The sequence below is a fragment of the Nocardia sp. JW2 genome (genome assembly GCF_051843015.1).
GTDB lineage: Bacteria > Actinomycetota > Actinomycetes > Mycobacteriales > Mycobacteriaceae > Nocardia > Nocardia coubleae.
This window is the reverse complement of sequence record NZ_JBPXLK010000010.1, coordinates 219,113-245,705: the sequence shown is the minus strand read 5'-3', so window position 1 is coordinate 245,705 and position 26,593 is coordinate 219,113. Positions and strand designations below refer to the sequence as shown.

The following is a 26,593-nucleotide window of genomic DNA, read 5'->3' as shown; positions in this document are numbered from 1 at the left end:
GGCCCCCGCCGCCCCGGCCGCGGACTCCGCGACCGAGTCCGCAGATTCCAAGAATCCGCGCCTCACTGCTGTTTATGAAGACACTGCATATCCGGAGGTTGCTGTATGTCTCGAACCTTGATCGACATCGACGACCATGCCTTGAGCCTGGCCGCTGAAGAGTTGGGCACGAAGACCAAGGTGGCGACGGTCAATGCCGCACTACGCGAGGTCGCGAACCGACGTGCCGTGGCGAAGATGCTCCAGCATCTGCGCGATACCGGCACCGACCTGTCACCGGAGGGAATGCAGGGGGCCTGGCGCTGAGGACGATGTGGCTGCCGGTCACCGAGGAAAAGTAATGGATCGCGCACTTGCCGTGCAAGGTCTGCTGGCCGAACGCGGTGCACATCGAATTCCTATCCCGGACTTGATCATCGCAGCGACAGCGGAGGCCCACGGAGCGACCGTGATGCATGTGGACAACGACTATCAGACGATCGCCGAGGTAACAGGTCAGCCGCATCACCGGCTGTCGACCAGTTGATTCAGCAGTCGGCGAACCAGGCCTTGACGTAGCCCGCGGATTGGTAGACGTAGTCCCAGGCCCAGCGGGCGGGTGAGAGGTGGGGGCGTGGGTCGACGAAGAGGAGTTCGCCGGGCCAGCATTTGCCGAGGATGTAGCGGGCGCGGGAGATGTGGGGTGTGAAGGTGACGACGATGACGCGATCCCAGTCGGCACCGAGACGGGCGAGGGCGCGGCCTTCGCCGAGTGTGGTCCGCGGACTCGGATCGAAACAGATCACCTCGAACGAGTAACCCCCGTGGCAGATCCGATTCACCATCGCACTGCGCTCATACGGATCCGATATCAACACCCGCGGCGCGAATCCCTCTGCGGCCAACCGCAACCCGAGCTCTTCACGCCCGTCATGCGCCCCACCGAGCACCAAAATCGCATCCGCACGCCGCGGCTCATCCGTCTGCGGCCGCCCGTACACCGGCCACAGCACCACCCCGAACAACACCACGGCGACCACACAACCCACCACCACCTTGCGGCGCATCCGCCGATGGTATGCCCCCATCCGGTCACCGAGCCCGGCCGACCCCGCGTCGAGCAACACCGACCGAGCACCCACCCGACCGAGGCAACACCACTGGCCGAGCGCCCGGATCCCGGATAAGTTGTGCGACAGGACCAAACATCGTGCTGCACAGCAGCATTGGTGACACTGGGGGGGAATCCGTGGGAACAGAGCTGCGCGGCATACAAAAACGCGAAGCAACACCGGCCGCGATCGAAGAGCTTGCGGCACAACATAACCTAGGCGCACTACGTGAGGTCTTCGGCCCGTATCAACGCTGGGTATTCACCCGCCTGAACAACGCCCGCCTCTACGTCTACGAGGACGGTCTGGCCTTCACCGGCGACCACTCACCCACCGCCTTCGCCTGGCGCTCGACCTCGGTCTGGAACTACAACCGCTCCATCAACGGCGGTCTCACCGACAGCAGATGGGTGCTCGTCGGAGACGACCGTCGCGCGTTCGCGATCGGCCGCGGCGCCCACGTCACCACCCCGCGCCTCGAGGGTCGACGCGTCACCGATATCCAGCGCGGCGCCCCGTTCGTCTTCGAAGGCGTGTGGGGACCCGAGGTGCAGGCGGGCATCGCCCGCACCCAGCTCCCCGATGCCTGGGCCGACCTACAGCGCGGCAAGACCCTGGACTTCCACAAGATCGCGATCAGCGCCACCGAGCTGCACGTGGGCTCGAAGTCACGGGCCTGGTCCGACCTCGTGAAAGCGACCGCGGCCGACGGCATGCTCTGGTTCTACACCCGCTCGCGAAAGTCCATTCCCCTGATCGGACTGGACGAGATCCGCAACCTCGGCTTGGTCATGACCCTCATCAGGCTCCTGGCCGAGCACCACAAACCGAGCTAGCCACTGCTCGATGCACGCCCCCGAACCGAACCATGCACACAGCAGCGACATATCACCGCAGGTAGAAGCCCCGTACAACGGCGGGACGAACTCACGTTCCCCCCTGTACACCAGATGTTGCGCCCGCCCTTGCCTCGCTGACGCGGCGTAGCCACGCGCGCCGCTTACCAACGAGAGTATGCGATGCACAGTCTTCGGAACGGGGTACCTGGGGGCCACGCACGCAGCGTGTATGGCCGAACTTGGGCACGATGTGGTCGGGGTCGATGTCGATCCCGGCAAGGTGGCCAAACTGGCCGACGGGGTGGTGCCGTTCTACGAACCGGGGCTGGACGAGGTGCTGCAACGCAACCTCGCGGCGGGCAGGCTGCGGTTCACCACCGACTACGAGGACGCGGCCGCGCACGCCGATGTCCACTTCCTCGGTGTCGGCACACCACAGAAGAAGGGTGAGTACGGCGCCGACCTGAAGTATGTGCACGCCGTGGTCGACACCCTCGTCCCGATGCTGGAACGTCCGGCGATGATCGTCGGCAAGTCGACCGTCCCGGTGGGAACCGCCGCCGCCCTCGGTGTCCGGGCCCGCGCACTCACCGACGTCGACGTGGAGGTGGCCTGGAACCCCGAGTTCCTGCGCGAGGGCTTCGCGGTGCAGGACACCCTGCGCCCCGACCGCCTCGTCCTCGGCCTCGACCGCACCCGTGAGCGCGCCGATTGGGTCGAACAACACATTCGCGACATCTACGCCGATCTCATCGATGCCGAAATTCCTTTCCTGCTCACCGATTTGGCCACCGCCGAATTGGTGAAAGTTTCGGCGAATGCCTTTCTGGCCACAAAGATTTCGTTCATCAACGCCGTTTCCGAAGTCTGTGAGGCAACCGGCGCCGATGTCACGATGCTCGCCGACGCGCTCGGTTACGACGCGCGCATCGGCCGCCGATTCCTCAATGCCGGACTGGGTTTCGGCGGCGGCTGCTTACCGAAGGACATTCGCGCTTTCATGGCCCGTTCGGGCGAACTCGGCGCCGATCATGCGGTCGCATTCTTGCGCGAGGTCGACAACATCAATATGCGCCGCCGCACCAAAGTGGTCGACATGGCCGCCCGCGCCTGCGGTGGTTCCCTGCTCGGCGCGAACGTCGCCGTGCTCGGCGCGGCGTTCAAGCCGGAGTCCGATGACGTGCGCGATTCGCCCGCGCTCAACGTGGCCGGGATGATCCAGCTGCACGGCGCCGTGGTCACCGTGTACGACCCGAAAGCGGTGGAGAATTCGCGTCGCGTCTTCCCCACGCTGAACTACGCGACATCCGTCGCCGAGGCGTGTGATCGCGCCGATGTGGTTCTGGTCCTTACCGAATGGAATGAATTCACGGATTTGACGCCCGCCGATCTGGAACCGGTGGTGCGTTCCCGTTCGATCATCGACGGTCGCAATTGTCTGGATCGTCACGCCTGGCGTGATGCCGGGTGGGTGTACGCCGGACTCGGCACCCCGTAGAGTTACGGCGGGCGGGGGCTGGCAGGTTGTGCAGGCTCCGCATGTCGTGCAACGAGATGGGCAGCTGATGAGTGCGGTTTTGGGAGTTTCCGTCGGAGCGGCGACGGTGCGCCTGGCGCGCCCGCAGCCCGGTGGTGCACCGAATTCCTTTCAGGTGCATACCCTTCCGGTCCCCGAACAACACGCGGAAGAATCGGCGGCCGACGCGATCGCGGCCACCCTCGCCGCGGGCCCCGAGGTCGCGGCGACCACCGTCACCTTCCGCAGCGAACCGCAGGCTCGTGCCATCCGCGCCGCCATGGCCCGCAGACAGCTCACCAACTATCAGCTGATTCCCGAAGCCGTTGCCGCCGTGCATTTCGCGCACGCCACCGCCGACCTGCGTGAAGTGTCCACGCTGGCCGTCTACGACCTGGGCAGTTCCGGTCTCACGGTGAGCGTGGTCGACGCGCGAACCAGCGATGTGCACCAGTGTGAACGCATCAGCGACATCAGCGGCGACTACCTCGATTCGCTGATCCGCGAGCAGCAGATCGCGTCGGGCCGGATCGCCCACCCCGCCGATCCGGCCGGCCTGGCCGCGCTCGACGCGTTGTGCCGGGCGGCCAAGGAGCAGCTGTCGAGCAGCAACGCGGTAGCGCTGCCCAGTGAGCAGGGGCTGGTGCTGCTCACCCAGGAGAACTTCGAAGCGCTGATGATGCTGGCGATCGAGTCGTCGGCGCGGATGACCCGCGATGTCATCATCCGGGCCCAGCATCCGGTACAGGCGGTGCTGGTGATCGGTGGCGGCGCCCGGATTCCGCTGATCGCACGGGTGCTCGAGCGCACGATCGGGGTTCCGGTGATCGTTCCGGTCGAACCGGAGACGGCGTTGGCGCGCGGTGCCGCATTGCTGGCCAGGCCCGCACAGGTGGCGCAGGCGCCGGTCGCGCTGCCGATCGCACCCATCGAGCAGCTCGACGATGTGACGCCCGCCTGGCTCACCGCCCCGACCCGTGGCAGGCGTCCGCTCGCCGCGCTGACCGGTCGCGGCCACAGTCGCCGGGAGTTGAACGGCGCGGTGCTCACGGTGAGTTCGCTTGCGGTGGTCGCGGCGATCGGTATCGGCCTCGGCTACGGCCCCGAGGTGCTCGAGAGCGGTAATTCCAGCGACGGTTCGCAGGCGGTACCGGCCAGTTCGACGCCGCGCTCGACCGTACCGACCACGGCGCCGCCGTCGACCACCGAAGCGGTGCACGGCACAGTGGCGGCTCCGCCCGTCCAGCTTCCGCCGAATACCCCGACGGAGGAACCGGCGCCGACGCAGGGCCCCAACACCTTCACCGTGGTGCCGGGCCTGCCGCCGATCGTCGTGCCGACGTTGCCGCCGGTGGTGTTGCCCGGTATGCCGCCGCCCGGGCGGTAGTTCAGTTCCTGGCGTGCCGGGCGCGAGGCGGCGCGGCGGTCGCCTTCTGCGCCCCGAAGGGGCGGGCGAGCAGCACCGCGATGCCGGTGGTCAACGGCACCGACAGGGCGAGGGCGATACCGCCGACCGCGGATCGGGTGATCTCGATAGCGACGGCGTCCCCGGTGAGCACATCGGTGATGGATCGTCCGGCGACGCTGAACAGCAGCAGCAGCGGTAGCGCGCCACCGGCGTAGGCGAGCACGAGGGTGTAGACGGTGCTGGCGATGTGGTCGCGGCCGACGCGCATGGCTGCGGTGAAGATCTCGCGCCGCGAGGCCCCTTCGTCGAGTGCGGCGAGTTCGAAGGCGGCCGAAGCCTGGGTGATGGTGACGTCGTTGAGCACGCCGAGCGAGCCGATGATGAATCCCGCGAGCAGCAGCCCGGTGATGCTGACGTGCTGAATGTAGGTGGCCACGTTGGTGTTCTGTTCTTCGGACAGCCCGGTGAGGTGGGTGACCTTCAACGTCAGCCACGACAATGCCGCCGCCACGAGCATCGATGCCAGCGTGCCGAGCAGGGCCGAACTGGTCCGCAGATTCAGTCCGTGCGCGAGGTAGAGCACCACGTAGAGGATCAGCGCTCCCGATACGAGCGCGACCGGGATCGCCGGTTTCCCGTCGAGCAGCGCCGGCAGCAGGAAGATCACCACGACGCCGAAGGCGAAACACAGCCCGACGAGCGCCCGGAACCCGCGCCACCGCGCGACGATGCAGATCACCGCGACGAACGCGATCACGATCAATGTCAGCGGCAACCCGCGCGAGTAGTCCTCGAACCCGTAGATGGTTCCGCCGCTCGGGTCGGCCGCGCGCACGATCCGGATCTCGTCGCCCACCCGCAGATCGGGTTGTCCCGGCCCCGGCGCGATTTCGAACAGCGTCTTCTTGCCCTCGTCGGGCCCCGACCGGATGTCGATGATGCTGCGCTGGCAGGAGTACCCCACCTGCGGCTGCACCGGCTTGTCGGGAAACGCCTTCCCGTGCGAGGGGCTCCCGCACAGCCCGACTTCCTGCATGACGACGGTCCCGGCCTCGGTCTGCACCGCCCCACCACTGACGGTCCCCATCGGCGCGGGAATATCGATCTCGGGCTTACTCGGCCACAACAGCGCGGTAGCAATCAACACCGCCACCCCGATAACCGCCAACAGCCCGACAACAACCTTGGCCGCGGTAGCCCCGATAGCGATGGGCCCCGAATGATCGTGGTGATGGTGGTGATGATGATCGCTCACCCGAGAGAGCTTAAGGGAATCCGTTTTCAAGAACGACTTGCTGACCCGCCACTCCGAGAACTTCTTGCCAGATCTAGATGCGGGGAGATTTATCCGGGCGGCCAGACCATGGCGGTCGGTACGTCAGCCCGTTCCCGATGAGTTACCCATGTACTCACCCCCGGTACAGGGCGGCGGAGAGCAGGGGGTTGTCTCCGCCGCCCTCAGGCAGGCGCCCAGGGGGGTAGGCGCGCGTACCTAGGGCTCTCGGTCGTCCAGGGGGGGTAGACGACCGGGCCGGGGCGCCGAAGCGCCGATGCCCACTGTACACAAAAGTTGGACTTTTGCGCTAGTGCATCTTCAAAATCCCCAGATTTCCCAACCCCGAGTTGGTTTCAGCCGGTCTAACCCTGTGCCGTCCCCGTCAAGGCCCCTGACACAGTGACACTCACTGTCGGTAACTGGACAGGAAGTTACCGAACCTTTCGATCGCCACCGCGAGGTCCCGCGCCCACGGCAGCGTCACGATCCGCAGGTGGTCGGTGGCGGGCCAGTTGAAGCCCGTGCCCTGCACCATGAGGATCTTCTCTTGTAACAACAGATCGAGCACAAGCTTCCCGTCGTCGTGGATCTCGTGCACATTCGGATCCAGACGGGGGAAGGCGTACAGCGCGCCGCGCGGCTTCACACACGACACACCGGGGATCATGTTCAGCCGCTCCCACGCCACATCGCGCTGCTCGAGCAAGCGTCCGCCGGGCAGGATCAGGTCCTCGATGCTCTGATGGCCGCCCAGCGCCACCTGGATGGCGTGCTGAGCGGGCACATTCGGGCACAACCGGGACGAGGCGAGCAGATCGATCCCCTCGAGGAATCCGGCCGCGTGGTCCTTTGGCCCGGTGATCGCCAGCCAGCCCGAGCGGTACCCGGCCACCCGGTAGGCCTTGGACAGGCCGTTGAACGTCAGGCACAGCAGGTCGGGAGCCAGCGAGGCCAGCGAGATGTGCTTGGCGTCGTCGTAGAGGATCTTGTCGTAGATCTCGTCGGCGAGCAGCAGCAACCGATGCTTGCGCGCCAGGTCGACGATCTGCTGCAGCACCTCCACCGAGTACACCGCGCCGGTCGGGTTGTTCGGGTTGATCACCAGCAGCGCCTTGGTGCGGTCGGTGATCTTCGATTCGATATCGGCGATATCGGGCTGCCAGCCGTTCTCCTCGTCACACAGGTAGTGCACCGGGGTGCCGCCGGCGAGGCTGGTCATGGCCGTCCACAGCGGGTAGTCCGGCGCCGGGATGAGCACCTCGTCACCGTTGTCGAGCAGCGCCTGCATGGTGACGGTGATGAGCTCCGACACGCCGTTGCCCAGGTAGACGTCGTCCACGTCGAGCTCGGGGAAGCCCGGCACCAGCTCGTAGCGGGTGACGATCGCGCGCCGCGCCGACAGGATGCCCTTGGACTCGGAGTACCCCTGCGCGTACGGCAGCGCCGCGATCATGTCGCGCATGATCACGTCGGGCGCCTCGAACCCGAACGGGGCCGGGTTGCCGATGTTGAGCTTGAGGATGCGATGGCCCTCGGCCTCCAGGCGTGCTGCCTGCGCGTGTACCGGCCCACGGATCTCGTAGACCACGTCCTGCAGTTTCTTCGACTGCTCGAGGACGCGCGGGGCGACATGCGGATGCTGTGGACTCACCCACCCCATGTTAGGGATGGTTGCCGACAACATTCACAGCCGGGGTTTGCCCGCCTGAGCCGCCGTTTCCAGGCAGAACTCCTCGATGCGCTCGTCGAGCCCACGCGCTTCGACCGCATTGCGGTAGTTCGGGGCGGCGATCCGGCGGCGCAGACCGACCAGCCGTTCGCCCAGCTGAGCGATGCGCCGGTCCTCCGGCAGGCCGAGCACCGGACGCAGCGCGTCGGCCGCACCGTCGATACTTCCGTTGATGAGGTGCGCGGCCGCGTTGTCGACGCGCGCCAGCGACTCGGCACCGTAGGAACGCTGCAGCGGCGGTCCGCTCGAGTACAGCGCGATCGCGCGTTCGGTGGCCGCGAGCGCCTGTTCGGCACGGCCGAGCTGGATGCAGGTGGCGCCCGCGTAGTAGGCGGCCTTGGCCGTCGGGAAGCCGAAGACCCCGCCGATCTCGTCGTGCAGTTCCTCGCGCCGGTCCGGATCGACCGACTCGGCCGTGCGTAGGCATCGGTCGGTCTCGGAGTCGTTCCCCAGCCGCGCCCACACTCGCGCCTCGATATTGAGCAACCGCACGCGGGCCAATCCGCCCGGCGCGAATTCCTGTCCACCACGCGCTAATTGGACGGCGTTGCGTGGGCGATCCGACCAGTTCTCGATCAGCGCGTGCATGCCGCGCGTCCATGCCCGCAACCCGTTGTGCCCGCTGAGTTCGGCGTAAGCCCAAGCGGCCCTGATCTGTTCGCCCGCGGCATCGAGGTAGCCGAGGTCGGTGCTCGCGTTGGCGAGCAAGCCGGACAGGGTGCCCGCCAGTAAATACAGGTGCGAGGTGTCCACCGGTTTCTGCTGCCCGTCGAGCAGCCGGTACACCCGCCGCCGCACCCGCAGCATCTCCACCATCATGGGAGCCGGTGCGGCATAGACGTATTCGGCGGCGATCCGTCGCACGTCGGCATCGAGCTGGGCCAACGTTGTCGGTCCGACATTGGTGCTCTCCGCGGCGGCCGCGTGTTCGCTGGCCTCGTGCGCAGCCGCCATGATCAACTCCCTCTCCGACATCAACTCGGGCACAGCGCTTTTGCTTACCCCCGCGTCGACGAAGGCGAGCAGGTCGGTCTCGCCCGCCGGGGCGAGCAGCGCCGTGAATCTGGCGCGGACCACCTCGTCGGAGCGGGCCAGCGACGTATCGAGTGCCGCCTGGTTCACCGGCCGCGGCTTCACCCGCGACCCACCGGCTTCCCATTTCGACACCAGCCGTTCGTGCACGCCCAGATGAGCCGCGAACTCCCGGATGCTCATTCGTTTGGCATCGCGAAGAGCTCTGGCCTCTCTACCCGTCCACTCCCCGACCACGACGTCACCTCATCCGATGGACAACATCTTCCAGAGTACGAGCGCGACAGTGAGACACACCACATGTTCGCCGAATCGGTTGTCTGAGGCAGCGAAAGGGCGGTGCGGGGCAGTGGTCACCGACCGCCGTGCGGGGCGATCCTGAAGGGGTGGAAGCCAGGACTGTCGATGACTGGGTGCGTTGCTACCAGCGCGAATTCGGGCTGCCCGTGCGCGAGCGTGGTGGCTTCGTGATGTTGCCGATCACCGATCGGCTGTGTGTGGTCCATCTGCCGACCGCACGCGCCGAGAAGGTGTTCGCGCGGTTGCGTGAGCAACGGACGGAAGGTCCCGTGCTCGCCCGTCAGATCCGCTGGAGCGTGCTCGCCACACCCGATGCCAGACCCACCGACGATCTCGCCGCCGAACTGTCGGGCCTCGATATCGACGTCCCCGGCATCGGCAGCGCCGTGATGCTCCCGACCAGCCTCGGCCGCTGGAGCCGCGAGGGCTGCCACTGGGTGCGCCCGCCGTGCCCCGGCGACGTGTTCCCGCCGCTCACGAACGTGCTGCGGATCGCGCTGGAAGTCGGTCCTCAGCGCGTCTCGACCGCGTTGAGCGAATCGGGCGACAGGGGGAAATTCAGGTACGACCGCGACGGCGTCGGCCCCCGCTGGCCCTGATACTTCGACCCGGCCGCCGCACTCCCGTACGGATGCTCGGCCGGACTCGTCAACCGGATCAGGCACAGCTGCCCGATCTTCATCCCCGGCCACAGCGTGATCGGCAGATTCGCCACATTCGACAGCTCGAGCGTGATGTGCCCGCTGAACCCCGGGTCGATGAACCCCGCCGTCGAATGCGTCAGCAACCCGAGCCTGCCCAGACTCGACTTGCCCTCCAACCGCCCGGCCAGGTCGTCGGGCAACGTGCACATCTCCAGCGTCGACCCCAGCACGAACTCCCCCGGATGCAGCACGAACGGCTCCCCCGGCTTCGGCTCGACCAGGCTGGTCAGCTCGTCCTGCTGCTGGGCCGGATCGATATGGGTGTACCGGCTGTTGTCGAACACCCGGAACAGCCCGTCGAGCCGAACATCGATACTCGACGGCTGAACCATCGACTCGAGCATCGGCTCGACCCCGAGCCGCCCAGCGGCGATCTCGGCGCGAATGTCACGATCGGAGAGCAGCACCGGCCCAGTTTAAGCAGGTGACGCCCCCACCACCCGACCGAGCCCCCGAAGACTTGCATCCCCGCACGCCAGTTCTGATAGAGTCGCGATCGCACAACTGCCGATGTAGTTCAATGGTAGAACTCCTGCTTCCCAAGCAGGTAGCGCGGGTTCGATTCCCGTCATCGGCTCTCCCGCCTCCTCGCGAGCTAGGTCAGACCTAGATCCGGGGAGGCTTTTTTGTGCCGCCCCCGCCACGCGAGCACCGCGAGCAGACCAGGGAACACGCCCCAGACGGTGACCAGCACGAGCCAGAACACCGGTGGTTGCGCGACCGGGCCGGGCTCGGGATGCTCGTAGCTCGGCAGCCTGAAAACTCCCGAGTACCACACGAGCCAAAGTGCGAAATCGACGGCGAACATCAAACAACCGCCGAGGATCGCCCACCTCCACCCACTCGCGACGCCAACGATCAAAGCCACACCCGCGAGACCCGCGACGACCAGCTTGGTGACGAGCAGAGCATGGCTACCCGCCGAAACCTCCTCGTCAGGCATGCCTTCGACCAGCAGCAGGAACGAGTAGACCAAAACCAGAACAGCGGCGACAGAGGCCCCGAGCCCGGAGAAGACGCGCGCCCAGAGGCTCGATGACGACATGACTGGCATGGTAGTCAAATTGGTTCTCCAGGCGGATGCCCTCCGCCCGACTCGACCACCACGTCTCCGCAACCGACGAGCCGTCTCCCGAACGGCTCGGGCTCGGCTGGGGTCGAAACCTCGAAGGAGTATCGGTGCGTGCTCGTAAATGGATGAGTTGCCTGTTGCTGGCGTCGGTAGCCATCACCCCGGTCGCCGGATGTAGTTCCTCGGGCGGTGAACAAATCGCCGTCCAGGACGGAAGTCCCGCATTGACAGCAGCTTTCGCTCGGCTCTTGGAAGAAAAGCGAAGCGCACGATTGGGCGATATCGTCGCGTCATCCGGCGCTCAGATCGGTCCGTGGGACCGCATGTACAGCTTCAGCTCCCCCAACACCAGCGACGAACTCAATCGGGCGTTGGGGACCGACGGAGCGAAATGGACCGGGTTGCACACCCACTCCGAATCTACGACGCAGGTGTTCGTACATGCCGGCAAAGTGGTCCTTGCCTACGACGACAGGGAACGGGGCCCGATTGTCAAGAGGCTGACCTACGCCACTTCGGACTCCCTCGTGAGTCCGAAGTCGGCTGTGACCAAGGGGATTGGCGGCGAACAAACAATCTGGTACCTGGAAGTGCAGGGATTCTCATGATCGAGCACTCAGGTGAGTAGGTCCGTCCGCTGCTGCCGCGACCTGCGGGAATCGCGCAGGCCGCGGCGGGATGCTCGACACCGGCGATGATCACCGGCGTGGTAGCAGCAAGGCCGGGATCAATGCGAGGGCGATCATGATCGGAGCGATCAGATAGGTGTGCTGGAACGCTTCGGCCAGGGCGGGAGCGAGTTCGGTGCGCTGGGTCGGAGCCATGTCGTGCAGGGCTTGCAGCCCGCCGGTCACCGGGAGCAGTGCGCCGAGGGTGACCGAGGAGACCGCGGTGCCGACCGCCAGGGCCGTGGTGCTGATCATGTTCAGCACCGTCGAGCCCGCAGGCTGATCCGCGCGGCTCAGGGACCGGGTGGCGGTGGTCATGACCGGCATCATGGTGCCGCCGCCACCGGCGCCCATGAGCAGCATGCTCGCGCCGAGTGCCCAGTACGACGCGTCCGCGTCCAGCTGGACGATGAACAGTACGAAACCGGTGAGTGCCACCGTGATCGATAGCGGCAGGTAGCGGCCGGGCGGAATCCGATCGATCAACCGGCCCGCCACCTGCATGGTGAGACCGGAGGCCAGCGCGAACGGGATGCCCAGCGCGCCTGCCACCAGCGCGGATTCGCCACGGACGACTTGGAAATACAAGGGCAGCAACAGCATCGAGCCGAAGTAGCCGCCGGCGAACAGGGCAAGCAGCAGCGCGGCGGGGCCGCTGATCCGGTTGCCGAGGACCCGCAGATTCAGCAGCGGATTCTCGGTGGTGAGGGACCGTCGCACGAAGGCGGCGATGAGCACGGCCCCGGCCACCAGCGGGACAAGCACGGCGGGCGTGGCGAATCCGGCCTGCTCACCGGCCGCGGTAACCCCGTAGATCAGCAGGGCCAGACCTGGCGACATCAACAGGAGCCCGGGCAGGTCGAGTGCGTGCCGAGGTTCCGGCAGATCGTCGGGCACTATCCGCGCGGCCAGGACCAGCACCAGCACACCCATCGGCAGGTTGATGAAGAACATCCACCGCCACGACACCTCATCGATAAGGTAGCCGCCGATCACGGGCCCGAGCAAGGGGCCGACCAGAATGGCCAGACCAAGGGTGCTCATCAGCCGCCCGAGCCCGTCCGGCCCGGCCGCGCGCAGCAGGATCGTCATCGCGACCGGCATGAGCAGCCCGCCACTGGCGCCCTGCACGACCCGGAAAGCAATGAGCGACTCCATGTTCCACGCCACCCCGGCCAGCACGGAACCGATCGCGAACGCGGCGACCGCAGTCAGGTACAGCCGTTTGGCACCGAACCGGCCGACCAGCCACGCCGAGGCGGGCACCACGGCGCCGAGCGCGAGCGAGTAACCGGTCGCCACCCACTGGATGGTGTTCAGGCCCGCGTCGAATTCCGCGGACAGCGTGTTGATCGAGACATTGACGATGGTCTGGTCCAGCGTGGCCATGATCGTGCCGAGCACTAGCACCAGGGCGATGGTCATCGGATTGCGGGCAGCGACGGGCGCTGCAGCCTTCGCGGTAGTGGTCACGACCCTCACGCCCCGTACGGGTTCGCGGCACGGGCGGTACGCAATGCCTCACCCCACCAAGTCAATTGCTTCAGCATGGTCTTGGTGGCGGTGACCGCGTCGGACGGATCGGCCAGCTCACCCGCGTCATCGAATCGACGCCACGGATTCGCGAAGCTGACCGTGTCACGGATGGTGACGGCATGCAGTTCGGCGAAGACTGGCCGCAGATGTTCCACCGCGCGCAGCCCACCGGAGATCCCGCCGTAGGAGACGAAACCCACCGGCTTGGCCTGCCATTCGACGTGATGCTCGTCGATCAGATTCTTCAGCGCACCCGGGTAGCTGTGGTTGTACTCTGGCGTCACCACCACGAAAGCATCAGCACGGGAAAGCTTTTCAGCGGTCTCAGCTCGTGATTTGTGATCGGTAGCCGCACCGAAGGCATGCGACAGCGCGACCTCCCGGGTATCGACGATCTGGACCTCGAGAGTGTCTTGTCGCCGCAGCCGACCGACGAACCAGTCCGCAATGGTCGTGCCGAATCGACCCTCCCGCGTACTGCCGATGACTACCGCAACCCGCAGCGGAGCCGCGACAGCCCCGCCCTGCGACCCTTCGATATCGACGTGGTTGCTCATGAGGCCCCTCCTCTGGACAATCGCGCCGCCTTGGCGCTGCCCACAGCCTCCAACCTCAACTAAAATTCAGGTCAACCCCGTGTGATCGGGGCCATACCCGACCACCCCACCTTGCTCGGGTTGTTCAGCCGCCCAGCTTCACGCACTCGGCGGCGATCTTCGCTTGAGCCGCACCCACTTTGGCCGCGTCTTCCTCGTTGAGCTCCTTGGCCTGGTCGCCGGCCTGGCCGTTGGCGACCATCACGCGCAGGCCGTCTTGGGACATGCCCGAGTCGAGGAAGACCTGGGCGGCGCAGTCGGCGAGCGACACGTCCTTCAAACCCTTGTCCTGCAGGGATTTCGACAGTTCCGCCTGGGTTACCGCAGGCTCTTCGCTGCCGCAGGCCGACAGTGCCGGCAGCGCGATGAGCGCTGCGGCGATCAGACAGATCCGCACTCTGTGTGTCCTCCCGGTCGACACGCATCGGCCGATGCGTGGCCGAGTTGGATCATGCCCGAACGGCGGCGGATGGGCCACACCCTCGAACTGACTCACGAGTAAGATCGGGTCATGGGAGAGCACATCGATCTGCGGTTCGAGAACGCACGCGCTTATGTCACGCTGAATCGTCCGGCGAAACACAATGGACTGACGCTGGAAATGTTGCGTGACCTGGTCACGGCGGCCGACGCGGTGTCCGGGCACAAGGAAATTCGCGCGGTTATCGTGACAGGTAACGGCCCGAGTTTCAGTAGCGGACTCGATATAGCCGCCGCGACCCGCGACCCGATCGCCATTGTGCGGGAATTCCTGCCGCGACCGTGGCGGGGCACCAATACTTTTCAGGAAGCCTGCTGGGCATGGCGTCGCCTCGACGTCCCGGTGATCGCCGCGGTGCACGGCCGCTGCTTCGGCGGCGGACTGCAACTCGCCCTCGCCGCCGACTTCCGCATCGCCGCTCCGGACGCCGAGTTCTCGGTGATGGAAGCCGCGCACGGCCTCATTCCCGACATGTCGGGCACCGCGTCGTTGTCGCAGCTCATCGGCATCGATCAGGCTCTACTGCTCACCATGACCGCCGAACGCGTCGACGCCGATCACGCCAGAAGGATCGGTCTGGTCACCGATATCGCCGACAGTCCGGTGGCCGCCGCCGAGTCCCTGGCCGATCGGATCGCGGCCCGCGACCCCCGCGCGGTCGCCGCCGCCAAGCGCCTGTTCGACCGGTCCTGGCACCGGCCCGCACGCGGCAGTTTCGCCGCCGAGCGTGCCGCACAAATTCCCCTGCTGCTCCGTAAGGCAATTATTCGCTGACGGGGACAAGTAAACGCCACCCCAACACTAGGTCGCCTCACAGTACTTCGGCCCGCGTCCGGCTGTTAGTTTCAGTTCACCAATCCGACGGAAAAAGTGCACCGAATCAAACAGGTGCGCTTATTCCCGTGTGCCCGGAGGCTGACGTGAACGAATCCGGCTCGCTCGCAATGACCGTATTGGCGGGGGCCGCGGCGGTACTGCTCGTCGGGACGGCGCCCGCCGCGGCCGACCCGAACGCCATCAACCCGATCCCGGTCCTCAACGGCACCTACGGCCTGCCGGTCCTGCACGGCCGGGCGCAGGCCGTGTTCCAGGTGACCGGCATGGCGAGCCCGAACGCCACCCACACCTACAACGTCCTCGGCACCGACCTGGGGATCATGTGGGACAACGGGCGCGGCGAGATGCTCACCGCGTTCGGTGACACCGCGGGCGTCGGCCTCCCGAACCTGTTGCGCGACAGCAAGTGGGCTTGGCGTTCGAACTTCCTGGCCCGCAGTTTCAGCCGCAACCCGGCCGAGGGCATCCATTTCCACAGTGTGGTGCGCGACGGTATCGGCCAGGCCCGCGAACTCGTCTTCAGCCCGAAGGACGGCGAGGAGATCAGCCGGATCCCCACGGCGGGCGTGTCGGTCGGCGGCGTGCAGTACATGTCGTTGATGTCGGTGCGCAGCTGGGACGCACCCGGCGAGTGGACCACGAACTATGCGGGGTTGGCCGTGTCGTCGGACAACGGCGAGACATGGGCGGACCTTGCCCATACCCGGAGACCGAACGACAACGGCCACCACAAGTTCCAGATGAATGCCTTCCTGAAGGACGGCGGCTTCGTCTACGAATTCGGCACCCCGCCGGGCCGCGACAACGAAGCCTTCCTCGCCCGCGTACCCGAGGGCGAGATCGAGAACCTGGACGCCTACGAGTACTGGGACGGCGGCGGCTGGAAGCGCGGCGACGCGAACGCCGCGGCCCCCATCATGGCCGGGGCAGCCGAACTGTCGGTGATGTACAACGAGCACCTCGGCCAGTTCGTCTCCCTCACCACCGACCCCGCCAATTCGGTGGTGCTGCGCCGCGCACCGTCACCGGAAGGCCCGTGGAGCCCGCCCGAAGTCCTCATCGATGCCCGCGAACTCCCCACCGCCTACGCCCCACAGATCTTCCCGTACCAGACCGGCCGCGACCTCTATTTCCTCACCACCGTCCACACCCAGTACAACGTCATCCTGATGCGCACATCCCTCTGACAGTTCGATCACGGGCTACCATGACAGCGACATCCCGCCAGCCGCGTCGCAACCGAGAACGCACCCGAGTCTGGCCAGAATTCGCGGGGAGGCGGAACAGCATGGACGCGGCGGAGTGGGACGCACGCTATGCCCGCAGCGAATTGGTCTGGGGCGCACCGCCCAACAGCACGGTCGTCGAATACGTCCACGGCCTCGACCGCAGGCTCCCGCTGCAAGCCGACGGCACCGCCGCCCCGATGCGCGCCCTCGACCTGGCCTGCGGTGAAGGCCGTCACGCGCTGTGGCTGGCCACCCATGGCTGGCAGGTGCAGGCCGTCGACTTCGCCCAGGTGGGTATCGACAAGGGGCGAACGGTCGCCGCGCGCCTGTCGCGTTCGGTACGTTCGCGCGTCGAGTGGACCTGCGCCGACATCACCGACCTCGATGCGGCGGGCGTCAGCGGTCCGTTCGAACTGATCCTGATGGTCTTCGTCCACCTGCCACCGCAGGAACGCCGCCAACTCCTTCACCAACTCGCGTCGATGCTCGCCCCCGGCGGCATGCTGCTGGTTTTGGGCCACGCCACGCGCAACATCACCGACGGTTACGGCGGCCCTCAGGATCCGACGATCCTGTTCGCTCCCGACGACATCCGCGCCGATCTCGACGGCACCGGCGTCACCATCACCGCCGCCCGCGAGGTGTTCCGCCCCACCGAGGGCGCCGATGCCATCGACGCTCTTGTCGTGGCCGAGTCAGTCGAACCGACCGCGTAGCTGCTCGGCGAAAGCCCTGGCCGAGGCCAGATCGTCCGCGCTCGGCCGACCCTTGTTGAGCCCGCCCATCAGCGCGAGCGGTCCCATGGTGTCGAGCCCACGGCAGGAGAACCCGCCCACCAGCTCGAATCCTTTGTCTTCGAGCTGATCACCGAGATTGCGCAGGTACGGACGCACACGCAGCTCGGGCAGCCCGCTGGTCGCGAAGATGAAAGCGTCGCGGTTCTGGCCGGCGGGCAGCGCGTCGACGAAGGCGCGCAGCCGGGCGTCGAGCGACATCCAGTACACCCCCGACCCGAACCCGATCAGGTCGTAATCACCCAGTTCGGCGGCGCTGATCTCGGCCGGATCCACCACACGCGCGTCGAGCACCGAGCCGATGGCGTCGGCGACCTTCCTGGTATTGCCGAGCGCTTTGGACGTGCACACGATGAGCGCTTTCATTGGCTCCCCCTACCTGGTCCGATGTGCCGAAAGCCTAACTCCACCGGCCGAACCACGGTTGCACTGTCGCCGCGATCACGTCGAATCCGGTGCGGAAGGAGTGAGGTTGTTTGGGAATGACGCGAACCTCGGCGGCATCGGCCGGGTCGGGGATCCCGAAGGGGTCGCTGCCACCGTTGATGACGACCACCTGCGCGTCGCCCACCGACACCAGCTCGTCGCGCCGGGACTTCTCGGGCTTTCCGGGCGGGTGCAGCGGGAAAGACAGGGCGATCACCCCGCGCGCGCCCAGTTCGACGGCGGTCCGGCACGCCACCCGCGCACCATTGCTCCGGCCGCCCTGGACGAGCGACACACCGGGGAACCGATCGCGCAACGCCGTGACGATCTCGACCCATGCCTGGTCCTGGGCCACCGCATTGCCCGGCGCCCGCCGCCCGGCAACCCGGTACGGCTGCACCACACGGGCTACCGCGGCACCGGCGGCGAGGGCCGAATCACGCACGGTGAGAATGTCTTTCGCATCGACGCCGCCGCCCGCCCCATGGGTCATCACCAGCAGGAATGCCGGGTCGGCCACCTCGTCGAGCTCGATCTCGGCCGGTCCGGCTGACGTCTCGATGCGCACACCTCACGGTAGCCCCGCGGTCGCCGCGAGCAACGTCCCGGCACGCGCGCGTGTTTTTCACGTCACATTGCGTGCGAACCCCTTTGCCGAGAGCCTTACCCATCGGTAATATGGTCAATAAGTTACCCGCGAGTAGCATGCGGAAAACCGGTCAGCTACCCGGTGGACGACCTGACGGGCGGGAACGGCACACAACCGACCGCACCAGAACTCAACGGAGAGTGAGTACTCACATGGGCCACTACAAGGCAAACGTTCGCGACCTCGAGTTCAACCTCTTCGAGGTTCTCGGCGTCGGCAAGGTGCTCGACGCGGGCGCCTTCGGCGACCTCGACACCGACACCGTCAAGGAAATGCTCTCCGAGGTCCGCCGCCTGGCCGAGGGCCCGCTGGCCGACTCGTTCGCCGACGCCGACCGCAACCCGCCGGTCTTCGACCCGAACACCCACACCGTCACCATCCCCGAGTCCTTCAAGAAGTCCTACAAGGCGCTCGAGGACGGCGAGTGGGTCAAGGTTCCGCTGCGCGAGGAGCTCGGTGGCCTCGGTGCCCCGTCGGTCATCGGCTGGGCCCTTGCCGAGATGGTGCTCGGCGCCAACCCGCCGATCCAGATGTACGCCGCAGGCGCGGGCTTCGCCCAGGTGTTCTACAACAACGGCACCGATGAGCAGAAGGAATGGGCGAAGAAGATCGCCGACCGCAACTGGGGCGCCACCATGGTGCTGACCGAGCCCGACGCGGGCTCCGACGTCGGCGCCGGCCGCACCAAGGCGATCAAGCAGGAGGACGGCTCCTGGCACATCGAGGGTGTGAAGCGCTTCATCACCTCGGCCGACTCCGACGACATGTTCGAGAACATCATGCACCTGGTGCTGGCCCGCCCCGAGGGCGCCGGACCGGGCACCAAGGGCCTGTCGCTGTTCTACGTCCCGAAGACCCACTTCGACTTCGAGACCGAGACCTTCGGCGACCGCAACGGTGTGTTCGTCACCAACGTCGAGCACAAGATGGGCATCAAGGCCTCGGCCACCTGCGAGCTGACCTTCGGTGGCCACGGCGTGCCCGCCAAGGGCTGGCTGGTCGGCGAGGTGCACAACGGCATCGCCCAGATGTTCGACGTCATCGAGAACGCGCGAATGATGGTGGGCACCAAGGCCATCGCGACCCTGTCGACCGGTTACCTGAACGCGCTCGAGTACGCCAAGACCCGCGTGCAGGGTGCCGACCTCACCCAGATGACCGACAAGACCGCGCCGCGTGTGACCATCACCCACCACCCGGACGTGCGTCGCGCGCTGGCCATGCAGAAGGCCTACGCCGAGGGCCTGCGCGCCATCTACCTCTACACCGCCGCGCACCAGAACCCGGAGATCGCCGAGGCCGTCTCGGGTGCCGACAAGGACGTCGCGTTCCGCGTGAACGACCTGCTGCTCCCGATCGTCAAGGGTGTCGGTTCCGAGCGCGCCTACCAGTACCTGACCGATTCGCTGCAGACCTTCGGAGGCTCGGGCTTCCTGCAGGACTACCCGATCGAGCAGTACATCCGCGACGCGAAGATCGACTCGCTGTACGAGGGCACCACCGCCATTCAGGCGCAGGACTTCTTCTTCCGCAAGATCGCCCGCGACCGCGGTGTGGCCCTGGCCCACGTGGCGGGCCAGATCCAGAAGTTCCTGGACGCCGACAACGCCAACGAGCGCCTCAAGGGTGAGCGCAAGCTGCTCGCCACCGCGCTCGAGGACGTGCAGGCCATGGCCGCCACCCTGACCGGCCACCTGATGGGTGCCCAGGAGCAGCCGTCCGAGCTGTACAAGGTCGGCCTGGGTTCGGTCCGCTTCCTGATGGCCGTCGGCGACCTGTTCATCGGCTGGATGCTGCTGAACCAGGCCGAGATCGCCCTGGCCGCCCTCGACAACGGCGCCACCGGTTCCGACGTGCCGTTCTACACCGGCAAGGTCGCCTCGGCCCAGTTCTTCGCCCGCAACGTCCTGCCGGAGCTGACCGCCACCCGTCAGATCCTCACCACGCTGGACAACGACATCATGGAACTGCACGAAGCCGCCTTCTAACCCGCCTCCCCGCGTATTTTGGCCAGACTCAGGTGCTGGGCGAGATGCGTTGGCGGCCAGACGGAGGTCGTGGGTGAGTTAGCCAGTACCCGGTGAGTTACCCATGTGCTTGCGAGATCTGTTGAACGGCCCGGAGCTTTTGCTCCGGGCCGTTTTCTATTCGGTGCGGTCCGGTGCGAAGTAGTGTTCGGCGCCGCGCTGCTCGACCGTCTCAAGGAGCATCTGCACGAAGGCTCGTAAGCGCGCCGTTTCCGCGCCGGGCATCCATACCGGGCGCCACACGTGGCCCTGTCCGTCGCTGAACGGGACGTATACCGTTCCTCGCCGGGGGTAGTGCCGCTCGGCGTGGGCTCCAGCCGGGTGGACGCCGGCGCCGAAAGCGACGGCGGTCAGTACGTCTTCGAAGGTTTGGGCACCGTTCGGGCCTGCCGGGCTGATGTGCCAGGTTTCGTCGAGGTAGCGGTGCCAGTAGGCGCCTGCGGGCCCGCCGATGGCGATCACTTCGGCGCCCGCGGTGGTGCTGTCGATCGAACTTCTGCGGGCGAGGGCGTGATCGCGCGGAACCACCAGGCCCGTGGGCTCGGTGAGCAGGACCGGACCGGCGACCAGGTCGTTCTCGCCGACCGGAGAGTGGCTGATGACCAGGTCGAGTTCGTCGCGGCGCAGCGGGCCGAAGACATCGCCCAGGTGGACCTCGCGGGCGTGTACCTCGCATTCGGGATGGCGGTTGCGGAACTCCAGGACGGTGTCGACCAGCAGGCTCGCCGCCAAACCGCCGAGGTAGCCCACGCGCAGCGTCCCTTCCACGCTGCGTGCCGCCGCCTGCGCGCGTTCGATGGCCCGGTTCAGCTGCGTGCGGATCGGGAGCAGGTCGTCGCGCAGTATCCGGCCGACCGGCGTGAGCCGCACCTGGCGGCTGGTGCGTTCGAAAAGCTGTGCGCCGAAGTGTCGTTCGAGCTTCTTGATGGTTTGGCTGACCCGCGCCTGCGTCAGATACAGCCGTTCGGCGGCCCGTCCGAAGTGCAGTTCCTCGCACAGGGCCAGGAAGATCTCGATCTCCTGCCGTTCCATAACTCCCGCTAATCGACCATGTCGGCGACGGCCGTTGATGCACGTGAACGCGACCGGCAGTCTGAAATCACTCCATTCGAAACCGTACGTCCGGGTACCGACACGAATGGCCTTAACGGAAGAATTTTCCCACTAAGGGAGTTGCACACTCACATGACCACGACACTGACCGCCCCGCCCCGGGCGGGGACCGACCGGCCGACCCTCGCCCTCGGCGCGCTTGCGCTGGGCGCCTTCGGAATCGGCCTCACCGAATTCGTCATCGTCGGCCTGTTGGGCGTGATCGGCGACGACCTGTCCATCTCCGTCCCGACCGCAGGCCTGCTGGTTTCCGGCTATGCCGCGGGCGTCGCCGTCGGCGCGCCGCTGATGACCGCGCTGGGTTCGCGGGTCCCTCGCAAGACCATGCTCGCGACACTCATGGGCCTCTTCATCGCGGGCAACCTGTTGTCGGCCCTGGCCCCCACCTATGAACTGCTGTTCACCGGCCGGATCGTCGCCGCGCTCACCCACGGCGCGTTCTTCGGCATCGGTTCGGTGGTGGCGGCGAGCCTGGTGGCACCCGACCGCCGGGCCGCCGCCATCGCCACGATGTTCACCGGGCTCACCCTGGCCAATGTCGCCGGCGTGCCGCTAGGGACCGCGCTCGGTCAGGCATTCGGCTGGCGGTCGACATTCTGGGCGGTGACCGCCGTCGGGGTGGTCGCACTGCTCGCCGTTCTCATGCTGGTTCCGCATCAGCCACGCGGCGAATCCATCTCTCTGACAAAGCAATTGGCGGTCTTCACTCGCCCGCAGGTGTGGCTGGCGCTGTCGATCACCGCGCTCGGATTCGGTGCCGTCTTCGCGGCGTTCACCTTCTTCGAACCGATCCTGACCGAGGTGACCGGCCTGCCCGACGGTGCCGTCCCGTGGCTGCTGGTCGTTTTCGGCGTCGGCCTGTTCGCGGGCAATATCGTCGGCGGCCGACTGGCCGACCGCGCCCTGCTGCCTACGCTGATCGGCGCGCTCGCCGCCCTGACCGTGGTACTGATGATCTTCGCGGTAGTCGCCGGGCACCCGGTCGGCGCGGCCGTCAGCATCCTTGCGCTCGGCGCGACCGGTTTCGCCATCGTGCCCGCCGTCCAGATGCGCGTACTCGACACCGCGGGCGGCGAATCGGCACTCGGCTCGGCCGCCAATATCTCCGCCTTCAATATCGGCATCGCGGTGGCCTCCTGGCTCGGCGCCGCCGCCATCGACGCCGGGTTCGGCCTGACCGCGCCCGCCTGGATCGGCGCAGCTCTGGCTGCCGCCGCCCTGCTCACCACCCTGTTCGCCCGCGCGCTCGAGCGCCGCGGCTAGACCGACTACCGAGAATCGACGAACCCATGCACGTCTGGAAGAAGATGATGACCGCCGCCATCGCGATCACCGCCACCCTCACCGCAGCCTGCACCAATACCCAGGCCGCCCCTGCCGACACCGCGAGCACCGCCTGGTCGGTGCCGATGCAGCAGCCGAGCACCGGCTTCGAGCCGAACTGGTCGCTCGACGGTTTCGCCCAGCACACACTCCGGCAGGTCGTCCGGGTCACCACCGGCGGTGATTCCGCCCGGATCACCCTCTCCAACCGCTTCGGCCGCACCGATCTCCGCATCGCCGCGGCCACGATCGCCCGCACAGATTCCGGGGCTCGCGTTCATCAGGACACGCTGCGTCCCCTTCGCTTCCACGGCAGCGAAACCGCCACCATCGCCCCCGGCACCGACCTGACCAGCGATCCCGCCGAGCTGCAGCTGGCTCCTCTCGAATTCGCCACGGTCACTTTGTATCTGGACGAACCCACCGGGCCCGCCACCTTCCACGCCCAGGGCTATGCGACGTCGTACCGCGCCGCCGGCAACCACGCCTCCGACGCCGACGCGACCGCCTTCACCGAGACAACACGCTCCTGGTACTACCTGTCGAGCGTGCGGATGAGCGGCGACGCCGCCGCGGATGGGATCGTCGCGTTCGGTGACTCGATCACCGACGGTTTCGGCTCCGACAACGACGGCAACAACCGCTACCCCGACGCCCTGGCCGACCGCCTCGCCGCCGCAGGCACTCCCCGCCCCGTCCTCAACGCGGGCATCGGCGGCAACACCATCATCAGCGATTCGCCCTGGTACGGCGAGAGCGCCTTGCGCCGCTTCGATCGTGACGTCCTCGCCCAAGACGGCGCCCGCACGGTCGTCATGCTCGGCGGACTGAACGATATCGGCTTCTCTGAGGTGGACCTGCCGACCTACAAGCCCAATCCGGTCGTCACCGTCGAACAGCTGATCGCGGGCTACCGCGACATGATCGCCCGCGCCCACCGAGCCGGGCTGCGTGTGATCGGCGGAACCCTCCTGCCGATGAAGGGCGCCGAGTACTACACCCCCACCTCCGCCGCGAAACTGCGCGCACTGAACGAATGGATCCGTACCAGCGGCGAATTCGACGCCGTCGCCGACTTCAACACCGCCGTCGCCGACCCGGCCGACCCGGAGCGCCTCGACCCCGCCTTCGATTCCGGCGACCACAAGCACCCGAACGCCGCAGGCTACCGAGCAATGGCCGCCGCAATCGATCTGGACTCCCTCTAGGCTCACCTCTCCCGGACGGTCCGGAGCTTTCGAGCTCCGGACCGTTTCGTTGTTTCCGGGTGATCTTTGCGGCGTACTCTTGGTTTTACCGTCGTCGGGGTGAGGCTCGGGGGTTGGGATGGCTGAAAGTTCTGCGCTCAGTGTGTATTTGCGCGAGCGGCGGTTGGCGGCGGGGTTGGCGCGGGCGGAGCTGGCAGCTCGGGCGCAGATGGCGCCGCTGCTGGTCACGCAGATCGAGACCGGGGCGCTGGTGCCCAATACCGCGATGCTGCAACGGCTTTTCGACAGTCTCGATGTGCCGCCGTGGTACCGAAAGCACATTCTCGTGCTCGGTCTGCCGTCGGTCGATACCGGCGCCGCGCCGACGGCACCGTCGACCGAGGATCTCGCCGACCTCGGCAGTCTCACCCACCCGGCCTGCTACCAGCGCTTCCCCACCATGGACCTGCTCGCCGCGAACGCCGAGTACCAGCGCATCTTCCCCGGCACCGGCGCCGGGGTGAATCTGCTCGAATGGATGTTCCTGAATCCGGCCGCCAAGAAGGCGCTGCTCGACTGGACCACCGAAGCCCAGGTGCTGGTGCATGCCTTCCGCATGCTGTCGCCGCTCGCTCCCACTCAGCGCGTCACCGCGATCACCACCGCCTGTGCGGTCTCACCCGATTGGGATGCGGTGTGGGCCAGCGAGATCCGGCCGCAGGACGTCGCCCGCCGACACGTCCGCGTACGCGACCGAACCACCGGCGTCGAACGGCGCTACCTGCTTCGCATCTACGACCCGGCCTTCCCCACCCGTCCGTGGTGGCTGTACCGGATGATCCCGTCGCGGTAAACACACAAAACGGCGCCCGTCGAAATCCGACGGGCGCCGTGTTGAACTGCCTCGATGCTCAGCCGGCCGACCCGGAGGCGAAGGCGGCGAGCAGGGGCAGGATCTGGACCAGGGTGTCGAACATGCTTCTCCTTCTAGACGAATAGTCACTTCTTATCAGCGCCGAATTACGCAGCACATAATTCGGATGAACGTGAGAAGAACTCATCTGCACCGACGGCCGGTCCCGTCGGTGCGTTCGCACCCGGTCCAGGGGCTGTTACTCGGCAGGCGTCTCGGCGGTGCCGCTGCTCAGCAGCGCGAGCAGCGCGGCCAGATCCAGGCCTTCGGCAGAACCGGTGGCGGGCTCCTCCGCCACGGTCTCGGCCTCGCCCGAGCCGCTGCTCAGCAGGGCGAGCAGGGCCGCCAGGTCCAGGCCCTCGAGCGAGCCGGTGGGCTCCTCCGCGACCGGCTCGGTTTCCGCGGTGCCCGAGGTGAGCCCGCTCAGCAGTTCCGACGACCCGGTGGCCGGGTCCTCGGCGGCCGCGACCCCCATGCCCATCATCGACATGCCAGCCGCCGCGACCATCGCCACACCGAATGCACGAATCTTTGCCATTGTGAACCCCTCATCTTTCAGATTTGCGGCGAATTTCCGCCGCACATGATGTCTAGCACCGCGTCAGGCTCGCGCGGCAGACGTCTGAAAGGGGGGCAAGACGGCTGCCGAGTGTTTGCTCAGGCGCCCGAACCGCTGGTCAGCAGGCGTATCAGGCCCGTCATCGCCCACAGCATTGTCGTAACCGGCCACGTCGGCCATTCTTCCGCGATACCGAACACCCGAAACCCCTTGTTACTCAGCAATTCACCGTAAAGTCGACAGCTTAGTGATCAACCGATGCGGAACCGATTCCGGTACTCCGCAGGCGTGGTGTCGAGCCGTCGGCGAAAGGCGCGCGCCAGCGTATCGACGGTGTTGAACCCACAGCCGGCCGCGATGCGCTGCAGTGTTTCGTCGCTCGTCTCGAGCCGTTGCCGCGCGACCTCCACTCGCGCCGCCTCGATATAGGCGGCAGGCGTCATCCCGAGCTCGGTGCGGAAAATCCGCGTGAGCTGGCGTTCACTCACATGCGCCTGTTCGGCCAGCTCGGTCACCGTGAGTGGTCGGGCGATATTGCCCGCGATGTAGTGCCGCAACTCGTCGATGCGGCGGGTGGTGGAGACCGGCTCGAGCGAAACACTGAACTGGCTCTGTCCGCTCGGCCGCTTCAAGAACATCACCAGCTGACGGGCGACGCGCAGCGCGAGTTCCTCACCGAAGTCGTCGGCGACCAGGGCCAGCGTGAGATCGAGACAGGCGGTGAGCCCCGCACCGGTCCACACATTGTCGTCGCGGATATAGATCGGATCGGCATCGACGCGCACCGCCGGATGCTCGGCGGCGAGTTGGTGCGCGGTCGACCAGTGGGTGGTGGCGCGCTTGCCGTCGAGCAACCCCGCCGCCGCGAGCACATGCGCCCCGACACACACCGAAGCCACCCGGCGAGCACCGGTCGCCATCGTCGAAACAGCCTCTACCACAACTGGTTCCACGACCGCGCGAACTTGTCGTCGTTCATCGGTCTCGACCGCGCCCGGCACGACAATCGTGTCGATCCGGCGCCCGGCCAACCCGTCGAACGTCACGTCAGGCAGCACCCGGACACCCGCCGAGGTCGTGACGGGATCCAGCGTCTCGGCGGCCAGCACCACTTCGTAGCCGGTCGGCTCGTCCATCTCCCGCTGCAGCAGCGAGAACACCTCGGGCGGCCCCGTCACGTCGAGCAGGTCGACCCCCTCGAACAGCACCACCACAATGAGCCGTCCCACTATCCACCTCCTGTCGATGTCTGAATCTGCAGGTTACATGACATTGCAGACATCCCTGC

General features: G+C 66.7%; 29 protein-coding genes and 1 tRNA gene. 15 read left to right on the top strand and 15 right to left on the bottom strand.

Going from position 1 to position 26,593, the window contains the following annotated elements; genetic code table 11:
* Positions 1-105 precede the first annotated feature (105 nt).
* Positions 106-306, top strand: a complete 201-nt coding sequence (locus ACSVDM_RS17075; protein ID WP_225281502.1) for a type II toxin-antitoxin system VapB family antitoxin — start codon at positions 106-108, stop codon at positions 304-306.
* A 34-nt stretch (positions 307-340) separates the two neighbouring features.
* The gene (locus ACSVDM_RS17070) at positions 341-526 is read left to right on the top strand and encodes a PIN domain-containing protein (protein ID WP_439266098.1); all 186 of its coding nucleotides are present in this window, start codon (positions 341-343) and stop codon (positions 524-526) included.
* Between the two features lies 1 nt (position 527).
* Here ACSVDM_RS17070 and ACSVDM_RS17065 read toward each other — a convergent pair whose 3' ends face one another.
* Positions 528-1,046 (bottom strand): YdcF family protein, encoded by a 519-nt coding sequence (locus tag ACSVDM_RS17065; RefSeq protein WP_439266096.1) that lies wholly within the window; start codon positions 1,044-1,046, stop codon positions 528-530.
* Between the two features lie 182 nt (positions 1,047-1,228).
* Here ACSVDM_RS17065 and ACSVDM_RS17060 point away from each other — a divergent pair, with 182 nt between their 5' ends.
* The 3 genes from ACSVDM_RS17060 (at position 1,229) to ACSVDM_RS17050 (ending at position 4,833) form a co-directional block, all read left to right on the top strand.
* Positions 1,229-1,927 carry a hypothetical protein gene (locus ACSVDM_RS17060; RefSeq protein WP_439266094.1) on the top strand — a complete coding sequence of 233 codons (699 nt, stop codon included), beginning with the start codon at positions 1,229-1,231 and terminating at the stop codon, positions 1,925-1,927.
* Between the two features lie 178 nt (positions 1,928-2,105).
* On the top strand, positions 2,106-3,428 hold the full coding sequence (locus tag ACSVDM_RS17055; protein WP_067497104.1) for a UDP-glucose dehydrogenase family protein: 1,323 nt from the start codon (positions 2,106-2,108) through the stop codon (positions 3,426-3,428).
* Positions 3,429-3,495: 67 nt separating this feature from the next.
* Positions 3,496-4,833 (top strand): Hsp70 family protein, encoded by a 1,338-nt coding sequence (locus tag ACSVDM_RS17050; RefSeq protein WP_439266091.1) that lies wholly within the window; start codon positions 3,496-3,498, stop codon positions 4,831-4,833.
* 1 nt (position 4,834) lies between these two features.
* Here ACSVDM_RS17050 and ACSVDM_RS17045 read toward each other — a convergent pair whose 3' ends face one another.
* The 3 genes from ACSVDM_RS17045 to ACSVDM_RS17035 all read right to left on the bottom strand — a co-directional run bounded on the left by ACSVDM_RS17045 (position 4,835) and on the right by ACSVDM_RS17035 (position 9,074).
* A complete protein-coding gene (locus ACSVDM_RS17045; protein ID WP_439266089.1) occupies positions 4,835-6,109 on the bottom strand; it encodes a YibE/F family protein in 1,275 nt (424 codons plus the stop codon).
* A 427-nt stretch (positions 6,110-6,536) separates the two neighbouring features.
* The gene (locus tag ACSVDM_RS17040) at positions 6,537-7,790 is read right to left on the bottom strand and encodes a pyridoxal phosphate-dependent aminotransferase (RefSeq protein ID WP_439266087.1); all 1,254 of its coding nucleotides are present in this window, start codon (positions 7,788-7,790) and stop codon (positions 6,537-6,539) included.
* Between the two features lie 24 nt (positions 7,791-7,814).
* The gene (locus tag ACSVDM_RS17035; protein WP_439266085.1) at positions 7,815-9,074 is read right to left on the bottom strand and encodes an XRE family transcriptional regulator; all 1,260 of its coding nucleotides are present in this window, start codon (positions 9,072-9,074) and stop codon (positions 7,815-7,817) included.
* 203 nt (positions 9,075-9,277) lie between these two features.
* Here ACSVDM_RS17035 and ACSVDM_RS17030 point away from each other — a divergent pair, with 203 nt between their 5' ends.
* A complete protein-coding gene (locus ACSVDM_RS17030; RefSeq protein WP_439266083.1) occupies positions 9,278-9,790 on the top strand; it encodes a hypothetical protein in 513 nt (170 codons plus the stop codon).
* On the opposite strand, the gene dcd is transcribed toward ACSVDM_RS17030, so the two are convergent.
* Complete coding sequence (gene dcd, locus ACSVDM_RS17025; protein WP_067497111.1) at positions 9,703-10,302, bottom strand: dCTP deaminase; 600 nt, start codon at positions 10,300-10,302, stop codon at positions 9,703-9,705. The genes ACSVDM_RS17030 and dcd overlap by 88 nt on opposite strands.
* A gap of 99 nt (positions 10,303-10,401) precedes the next feature.
* Between dcd and ACSVDM_RS17020 the strand changes: the two genes are divergently transcribed.
* Positions 10,402-10,472: transfer RNA gene (locus tag ACSVDM_RS17020), tRNA-Gly, on the top strand.
* 18 nt (positions 10,473-10,490) lie between these two features.
* Here the strand turns inward: ACSVDM_RS17020 and ACSVDM_RS17015 are convergent.
* Positions 10,491-10,940: a hypothetical protein gene (locus tag ACSVDM_RS17015; protein ID WP_439266081.1), complete on the bottom strand. Its 450-nt coding sequence runs from the start codon at positions 10,938-10,940 to the stop codon at positions 10,491-10,493.
* 134 nt (positions 10,941-11,074) lie between these two features.
* Between ACSVDM_RS17015 and ACSVDM_RS17010 the strand changes: the two genes are divergently transcribed.
* Positions 11,075-11,575 (top strand): hypothetical protein, encoded by a 501-nt coding sequence (locus tag ACSVDM_RS17010; RefSeq protein ID WP_439266079.1) that lies wholly within the window; start codon positions 11,075-11,077, stop codon positions 11,573-11,575.
* 90 nt (positions 11,576-11,665) lie between these two features.
* Here the strand turns inward: ACSVDM_RS17010 and ACSVDM_RS17005 are convergent, their stop codons facing one another.
* The 3 genes from ACSVDM_RS17005 to ACSVDM_RS16995 all read right to left on the bottom strand — a co-directional run bounded on the left by ACSVDM_RS17005 (position 11,666) and on the right by ACSVDM_RS16995 (position 14,164).
* Positions 11,666-13,108: a DHA2 family efflux MFS transporter permease subunit gene (locus tag ACSVDM_RS17005; protein ID WP_439266077.1), complete on the bottom strand. Its 1,443-nt coding sequence runs from the start codon at positions 13,106-13,108 to the stop codon at positions 11,666-11,668.
* A 5-nt stretch (positions 13,109-13,113) separates the two neighbouring features.
* Positions 13,114-13,728, bottom strand: coding sequence for an NADPH-dependent FMN reductase (locus ACSVDM_RS17000; RefSeq protein WP_439266075.1), 615 nt, complete (start codon positions 13,726-13,728; stop codon positions 13,114-13,116).
* 124 nt (positions 13,729-13,852) lie between these two features.
* The gene (locus ACSVDM_RS16995) at positions 13,853-14,164 is read right to left on the bottom strand and encodes a hypothetical protein (protein WP_067497116.1); all 312 of its coding nucleotides are present in this window, start codon (positions 14,162-14,164) and stop codon (positions 13,853-13,855) included.
* Positions 14,165-14,278: 114 nt separating this feature from the next.
* On the opposite strand from ACSVDM_RS16995, the gene ACSVDM_RS16990 reads away from it, so the two are divergent.
* The 3 genes from ACSVDM_RS16990 (at position 14,279) to ACSVDM_RS16980 (ending at position 17,030) form a co-directional block, all read left to right on the top strand.
* Complete coding sequence (locus tag ACSVDM_RS16990) at positions 14,279-15,022, top strand: crotonase/enoyl-CoA hydratase family protein (RefSeq protein ID WP_067643741.1); 744 nt, start codon at positions 14,279-14,281, stop codon at positions 15,020-15,022.
* Positions 15,023-15,192: 170 nt separating this feature from the next.
* Entirely contained in the window at positions 15,193-16,272 is a 1,080-nt protein-coding gene (locus tag ACSVDM_RS16985) for a DUF4185 domain-containing protein (protein ID WP_439266123.1), read from the top strand.
* Between the two features lie 101 nt (positions 16,273-16,373).
* Complete coding sequence (locus ACSVDM_RS16980) at positions 16,374-17,030, top strand: class I SAM-dependent methyltransferase (protein WP_439266072.1); 657 nt, start codon at positions 16,374-16,376, stop codon at positions 17,028-17,030.
* Here ACSVDM_RS16980 and ACSVDM_RS16975 read toward each other — a convergent pair.
* Together ACSVDM_RS16975 and ACSVDM_RS16970 are read right to left on the bottom strand one after the other, a co-directional pair.
* On the bottom strand, positions 17,010-17,474 hold the full coding sequence (locus tag ACSVDM_RS16975) for a flavodoxin family protein (RefSeq protein ID WP_439266070.1): 465 nt from the start codon (positions 17,472-17,474) through the stop codon (positions 17,010-17,012). The two genes, ACSVDM_RS16980 and ACSVDM_RS16975, sit on opposite strands and share 21 nt — an antisense overlap.
* A 34-nt stretch (positions 17,475-17,508) precedes the next feature.
* Positions 17,509-18,102, bottom strand: a complete 594-nt coding sequence (locus ACSVDM_RS16970) for an alpha/beta hydrolase family protein (protein ID WP_067497124.1) — start codon at positions 18,100-18,102, stop codon at positions 17,509-17,511.
* 233 nt (positions 18,103-18,335) lie between these two features.
* Between ACSVDM_RS16970 and ACSVDM_RS16965 the strand changes: the two genes are divergently transcribed.
* On the top strand, positions 18,336-20,171 hold the full coding sequence (locus ACSVDM_RS16965) for an acyl-CoA dehydrogenase (protein WP_439266121.1): 1,836 nt from the start codon (positions 18,336-18,338) through the stop codon (positions 20,169-20,171).
* Positions 20,172-20,327: 156 nt separating this feature from the next.
* On the opposite strand, the gene ACSVDM_RS16960 is transcribed toward ACSVDM_RS16965, so the two are convergent.
* Positions 20,328-21,242 (bottom strand): LysR family transcriptional regulator, encoded by a 915-nt coding sequence (locus ACSVDM_RS16960; RefSeq protein ID WP_439266067.1) that lies wholly within the window; start codon positions 21,240-21,242, stop codon positions 20,328-20,330.
* A 153-nt stretch (positions 21,243-21,395) separates the two neighbouring features.
* Between ACSVDM_RS16960 and ACSVDM_RS16955 the strand changes: the two genes are divergently transcribed.
* The 3 genes from ACSVDM_RS16955 to ACSVDM_RS16945 all read left to right on the top strand — a co-directional run bounded on the left by ACSVDM_RS16955 (position 21,396) and on the right by ACSVDM_RS16945 (position 24,686).
* Positions 21,396-22,586: an MFS transporter gene (locus ACSVDM_RS16955; RefSeq protein ID WP_439266065.1), complete on the top strand. Its 1,191-nt coding sequence runs from the start codon at positions 21,396-21,398 to the stop codon at positions 22,584-22,586.
* 26 nt (positions 22,587-22,612) lie between these two features.
* Entirely contained in the window at positions 22,613-23,854 is a 1,242-nt protein-coding gene (locus ACSVDM_RS16950) for an SGNH/GDSL hydrolase family protein (protein WP_439266063.1), read from the top strand.
* Between the two features lie 118 nt (positions 23,855-23,972).
* Positions 23,973-24,686 carry an MmyB family transcriptional regulator gene (locus ACSVDM_RS16945; RefSeq protein ID WP_067643721.1) on the top strand — a complete coding sequence of 238 codons (714 nt, stop codon included), beginning with the start codon at positions 23,973-23,975 and terminating at the stop codon, positions 24,684-24,686.
* A gap of 58 nt (positions 24,687-24,744) precedes the next feature.
* On the opposite strand, the gene ACSVDM_RS16940 is transcribed toward ACSVDM_RS16945, so the two are convergent.
* From ACSVDM_RS16940 to ACSVDM_RS16930, 3 genes are all read right to left on the bottom strand, one after another.
* Positions 24,745-24,894 carry a hypothetical protein gene (locus ACSVDM_RS16940; RefSeq protein WP_357150644.1) on the bottom strand — a complete coding sequence of 50 codons (150 nt, stop codon included), beginning with the start codon at positions 24,892-24,894 and terminating at the stop codon, positions 24,745-24,747.
* Positions 24,895-24,945: 51 nt separating this feature from the next.
* The gene (locus ACSVDM_RS16935; protein ID WP_439266061.1) at positions 24,946-25,284 is read right to left on the bottom strand and encodes a hypothetical protein; all 339 of its coding nucleotides are present in this window, start codon (positions 25,282-25,284) and stop codon (positions 24,946-24,948) included.
* 272 nt (positions 25,285-25,556) lie between these two features.
* Entirely contained in the window at positions 25,557-26,534 is a 978-nt protein-coding gene (locus ACSVDM_RS16930; protein WP_439266059.1) for a GlxA family transcriptional regulator, read from the bottom strand.
* Between the last annotated feature and the right edge of the window lie 59 nt (positions 26,535-26,593).

Coding starts and splice junctions, on each gene's coding strand:
- ACSVDM_RS17075 (WP_225281502.1), top strand. CDS start 106: ATGTCTCGAACCTTGATCGACATCGACGACCATGCCTTGAGCCTGGCC.
- ACSVDM_RS17070 (WP_439266098.1), top strand. CDS start 341: ATGGATCGCGCACTTGCCGTGCAAGGTCTGCTGGCCGAACGCGGTGCA.
- ACSVDM_RS17065 (WP_439266096.1), bottom strand. CDS start 1,046: ATGCGCCGCAAGGTGGTGGTGGGTTGTGTGGTCGCCGTGGTGTTGTTC.
- ACSVDM_RS17055 (WP_067497104.1), top strand. CDS start 2,106: ATGCGATGCACAGTCTTCGGAACGGGGTACCTGGGGGCCACGCACGCA.
- ACSVDM_RS17050 (WP_439266091.1), top strand. CDS start 3,496: ATGAGTGCGGTTTTGGGAGTTTCCGTCGGAGCGGCGACGGTGCGCCTG.
- ACSVDM_RS17040 (WP_439266087.1), bottom strand. CDS start 7,790: ATGGGGTGGGTGAGTCCACAGCATCCGCATGTCGCCCCGCGCGTCCTC.
- ACSVDM_RS17035 (WP_439266085.1), bottom strand. CDS start 9,074: ATGAGCATCCGGGAGTTCGCGGCTCATCTGGGCGTGCACGAACGGCTG.
- ACSVDM_RS17015 (WP_439266081.1), bottom strand. CDS start 10,940: ATGTCGTCATCGAGCCTCTGGGCGCGCGTCTTCTCCGGGCTCGGGGCC.
- ACSVDM_RS17000 (WP_439266075.1), bottom strand. CDS start 13,728: ATGAGCAACCACGTCGATATCGAAGGGTCGCAGGGCGGGGCTGTCGCG.
- ACSVDM_RS16990 (WP_067643741.1), top strand. CDS start 14,279: ATGGGAGAGCACATCGATCTGCGGTTCGAGAACGCACGCGCTTATGTC.
- ACSVDM_RS16985 (WP_439266123.1), top strand. CDS start 15,193: ATGACCGTATTGGCGGGGGCCGCGGCGGTACTGCTCGTCGGGACGGCG.
- ACSVDM_RS16980 (WP_439266072.1), top strand. CDS start 16,374: ATGGACGCGGCGGAGTGGGACGCACGCTATGCCCGCAGCGAATTGGTC.
- ACSVDM_RS16975 (WP_439266070.1), bottom strand. CDS start 17,474: ATGAAAGCGCTCATCGTGTGCACGTCCAAAGCGCTCGGCAATACCAGG.
- ACSVDM_RS16965 (WP_439266121.1), top strand. CDS start 18,336: ATGGGCCACTACAAGGCAAACGTTCGCGACCTCGAGTTCAACCTCTTC.
- ACSVDM_RS16960 (WP_439266067.1), bottom strand. CDS start 21,242: ATGGAACGGCAGGAGATCGAGATCTTCCTGGCCCTGTGCGAGGAACTG.
- ACSVDM_RS16955 (WP_439266065.1), top strand. CDS start 21,396: ATGACCACGACACTGACCGCCCCGCCCCGGGCGGGGACCGACCGGCCG.
- ACSVDM_RS16950 (WP_439266063.1), top strand. CDS start 22,613: ATGCACGTCTGGAAGAAGATGATGACCGCCGCCATCGCGATCACCGCC.
- ACSVDM_RS16945 (WP_067643721.1), top strand. CDS start 23,973: ATGGCTGAAAGTTCTGCGCTCAGTGTGTATTTGCGCGAGCGGCGGTTG.
- ACSVDM_RS16940 (WP_357150644.1), bottom strand. CDS start 24,894: ATGAGTTCTTCTCACGTTCATCCGAATTATGTGCTGCGTAATTCGGCG.
- ACSVDM_RS16935 (WP_439266061.1), bottom strand. CDS start 25,284: ATGGCAAAGATTCGTGCATTCGGTGTGGCGATGGTCGCGGCGGCTGGC.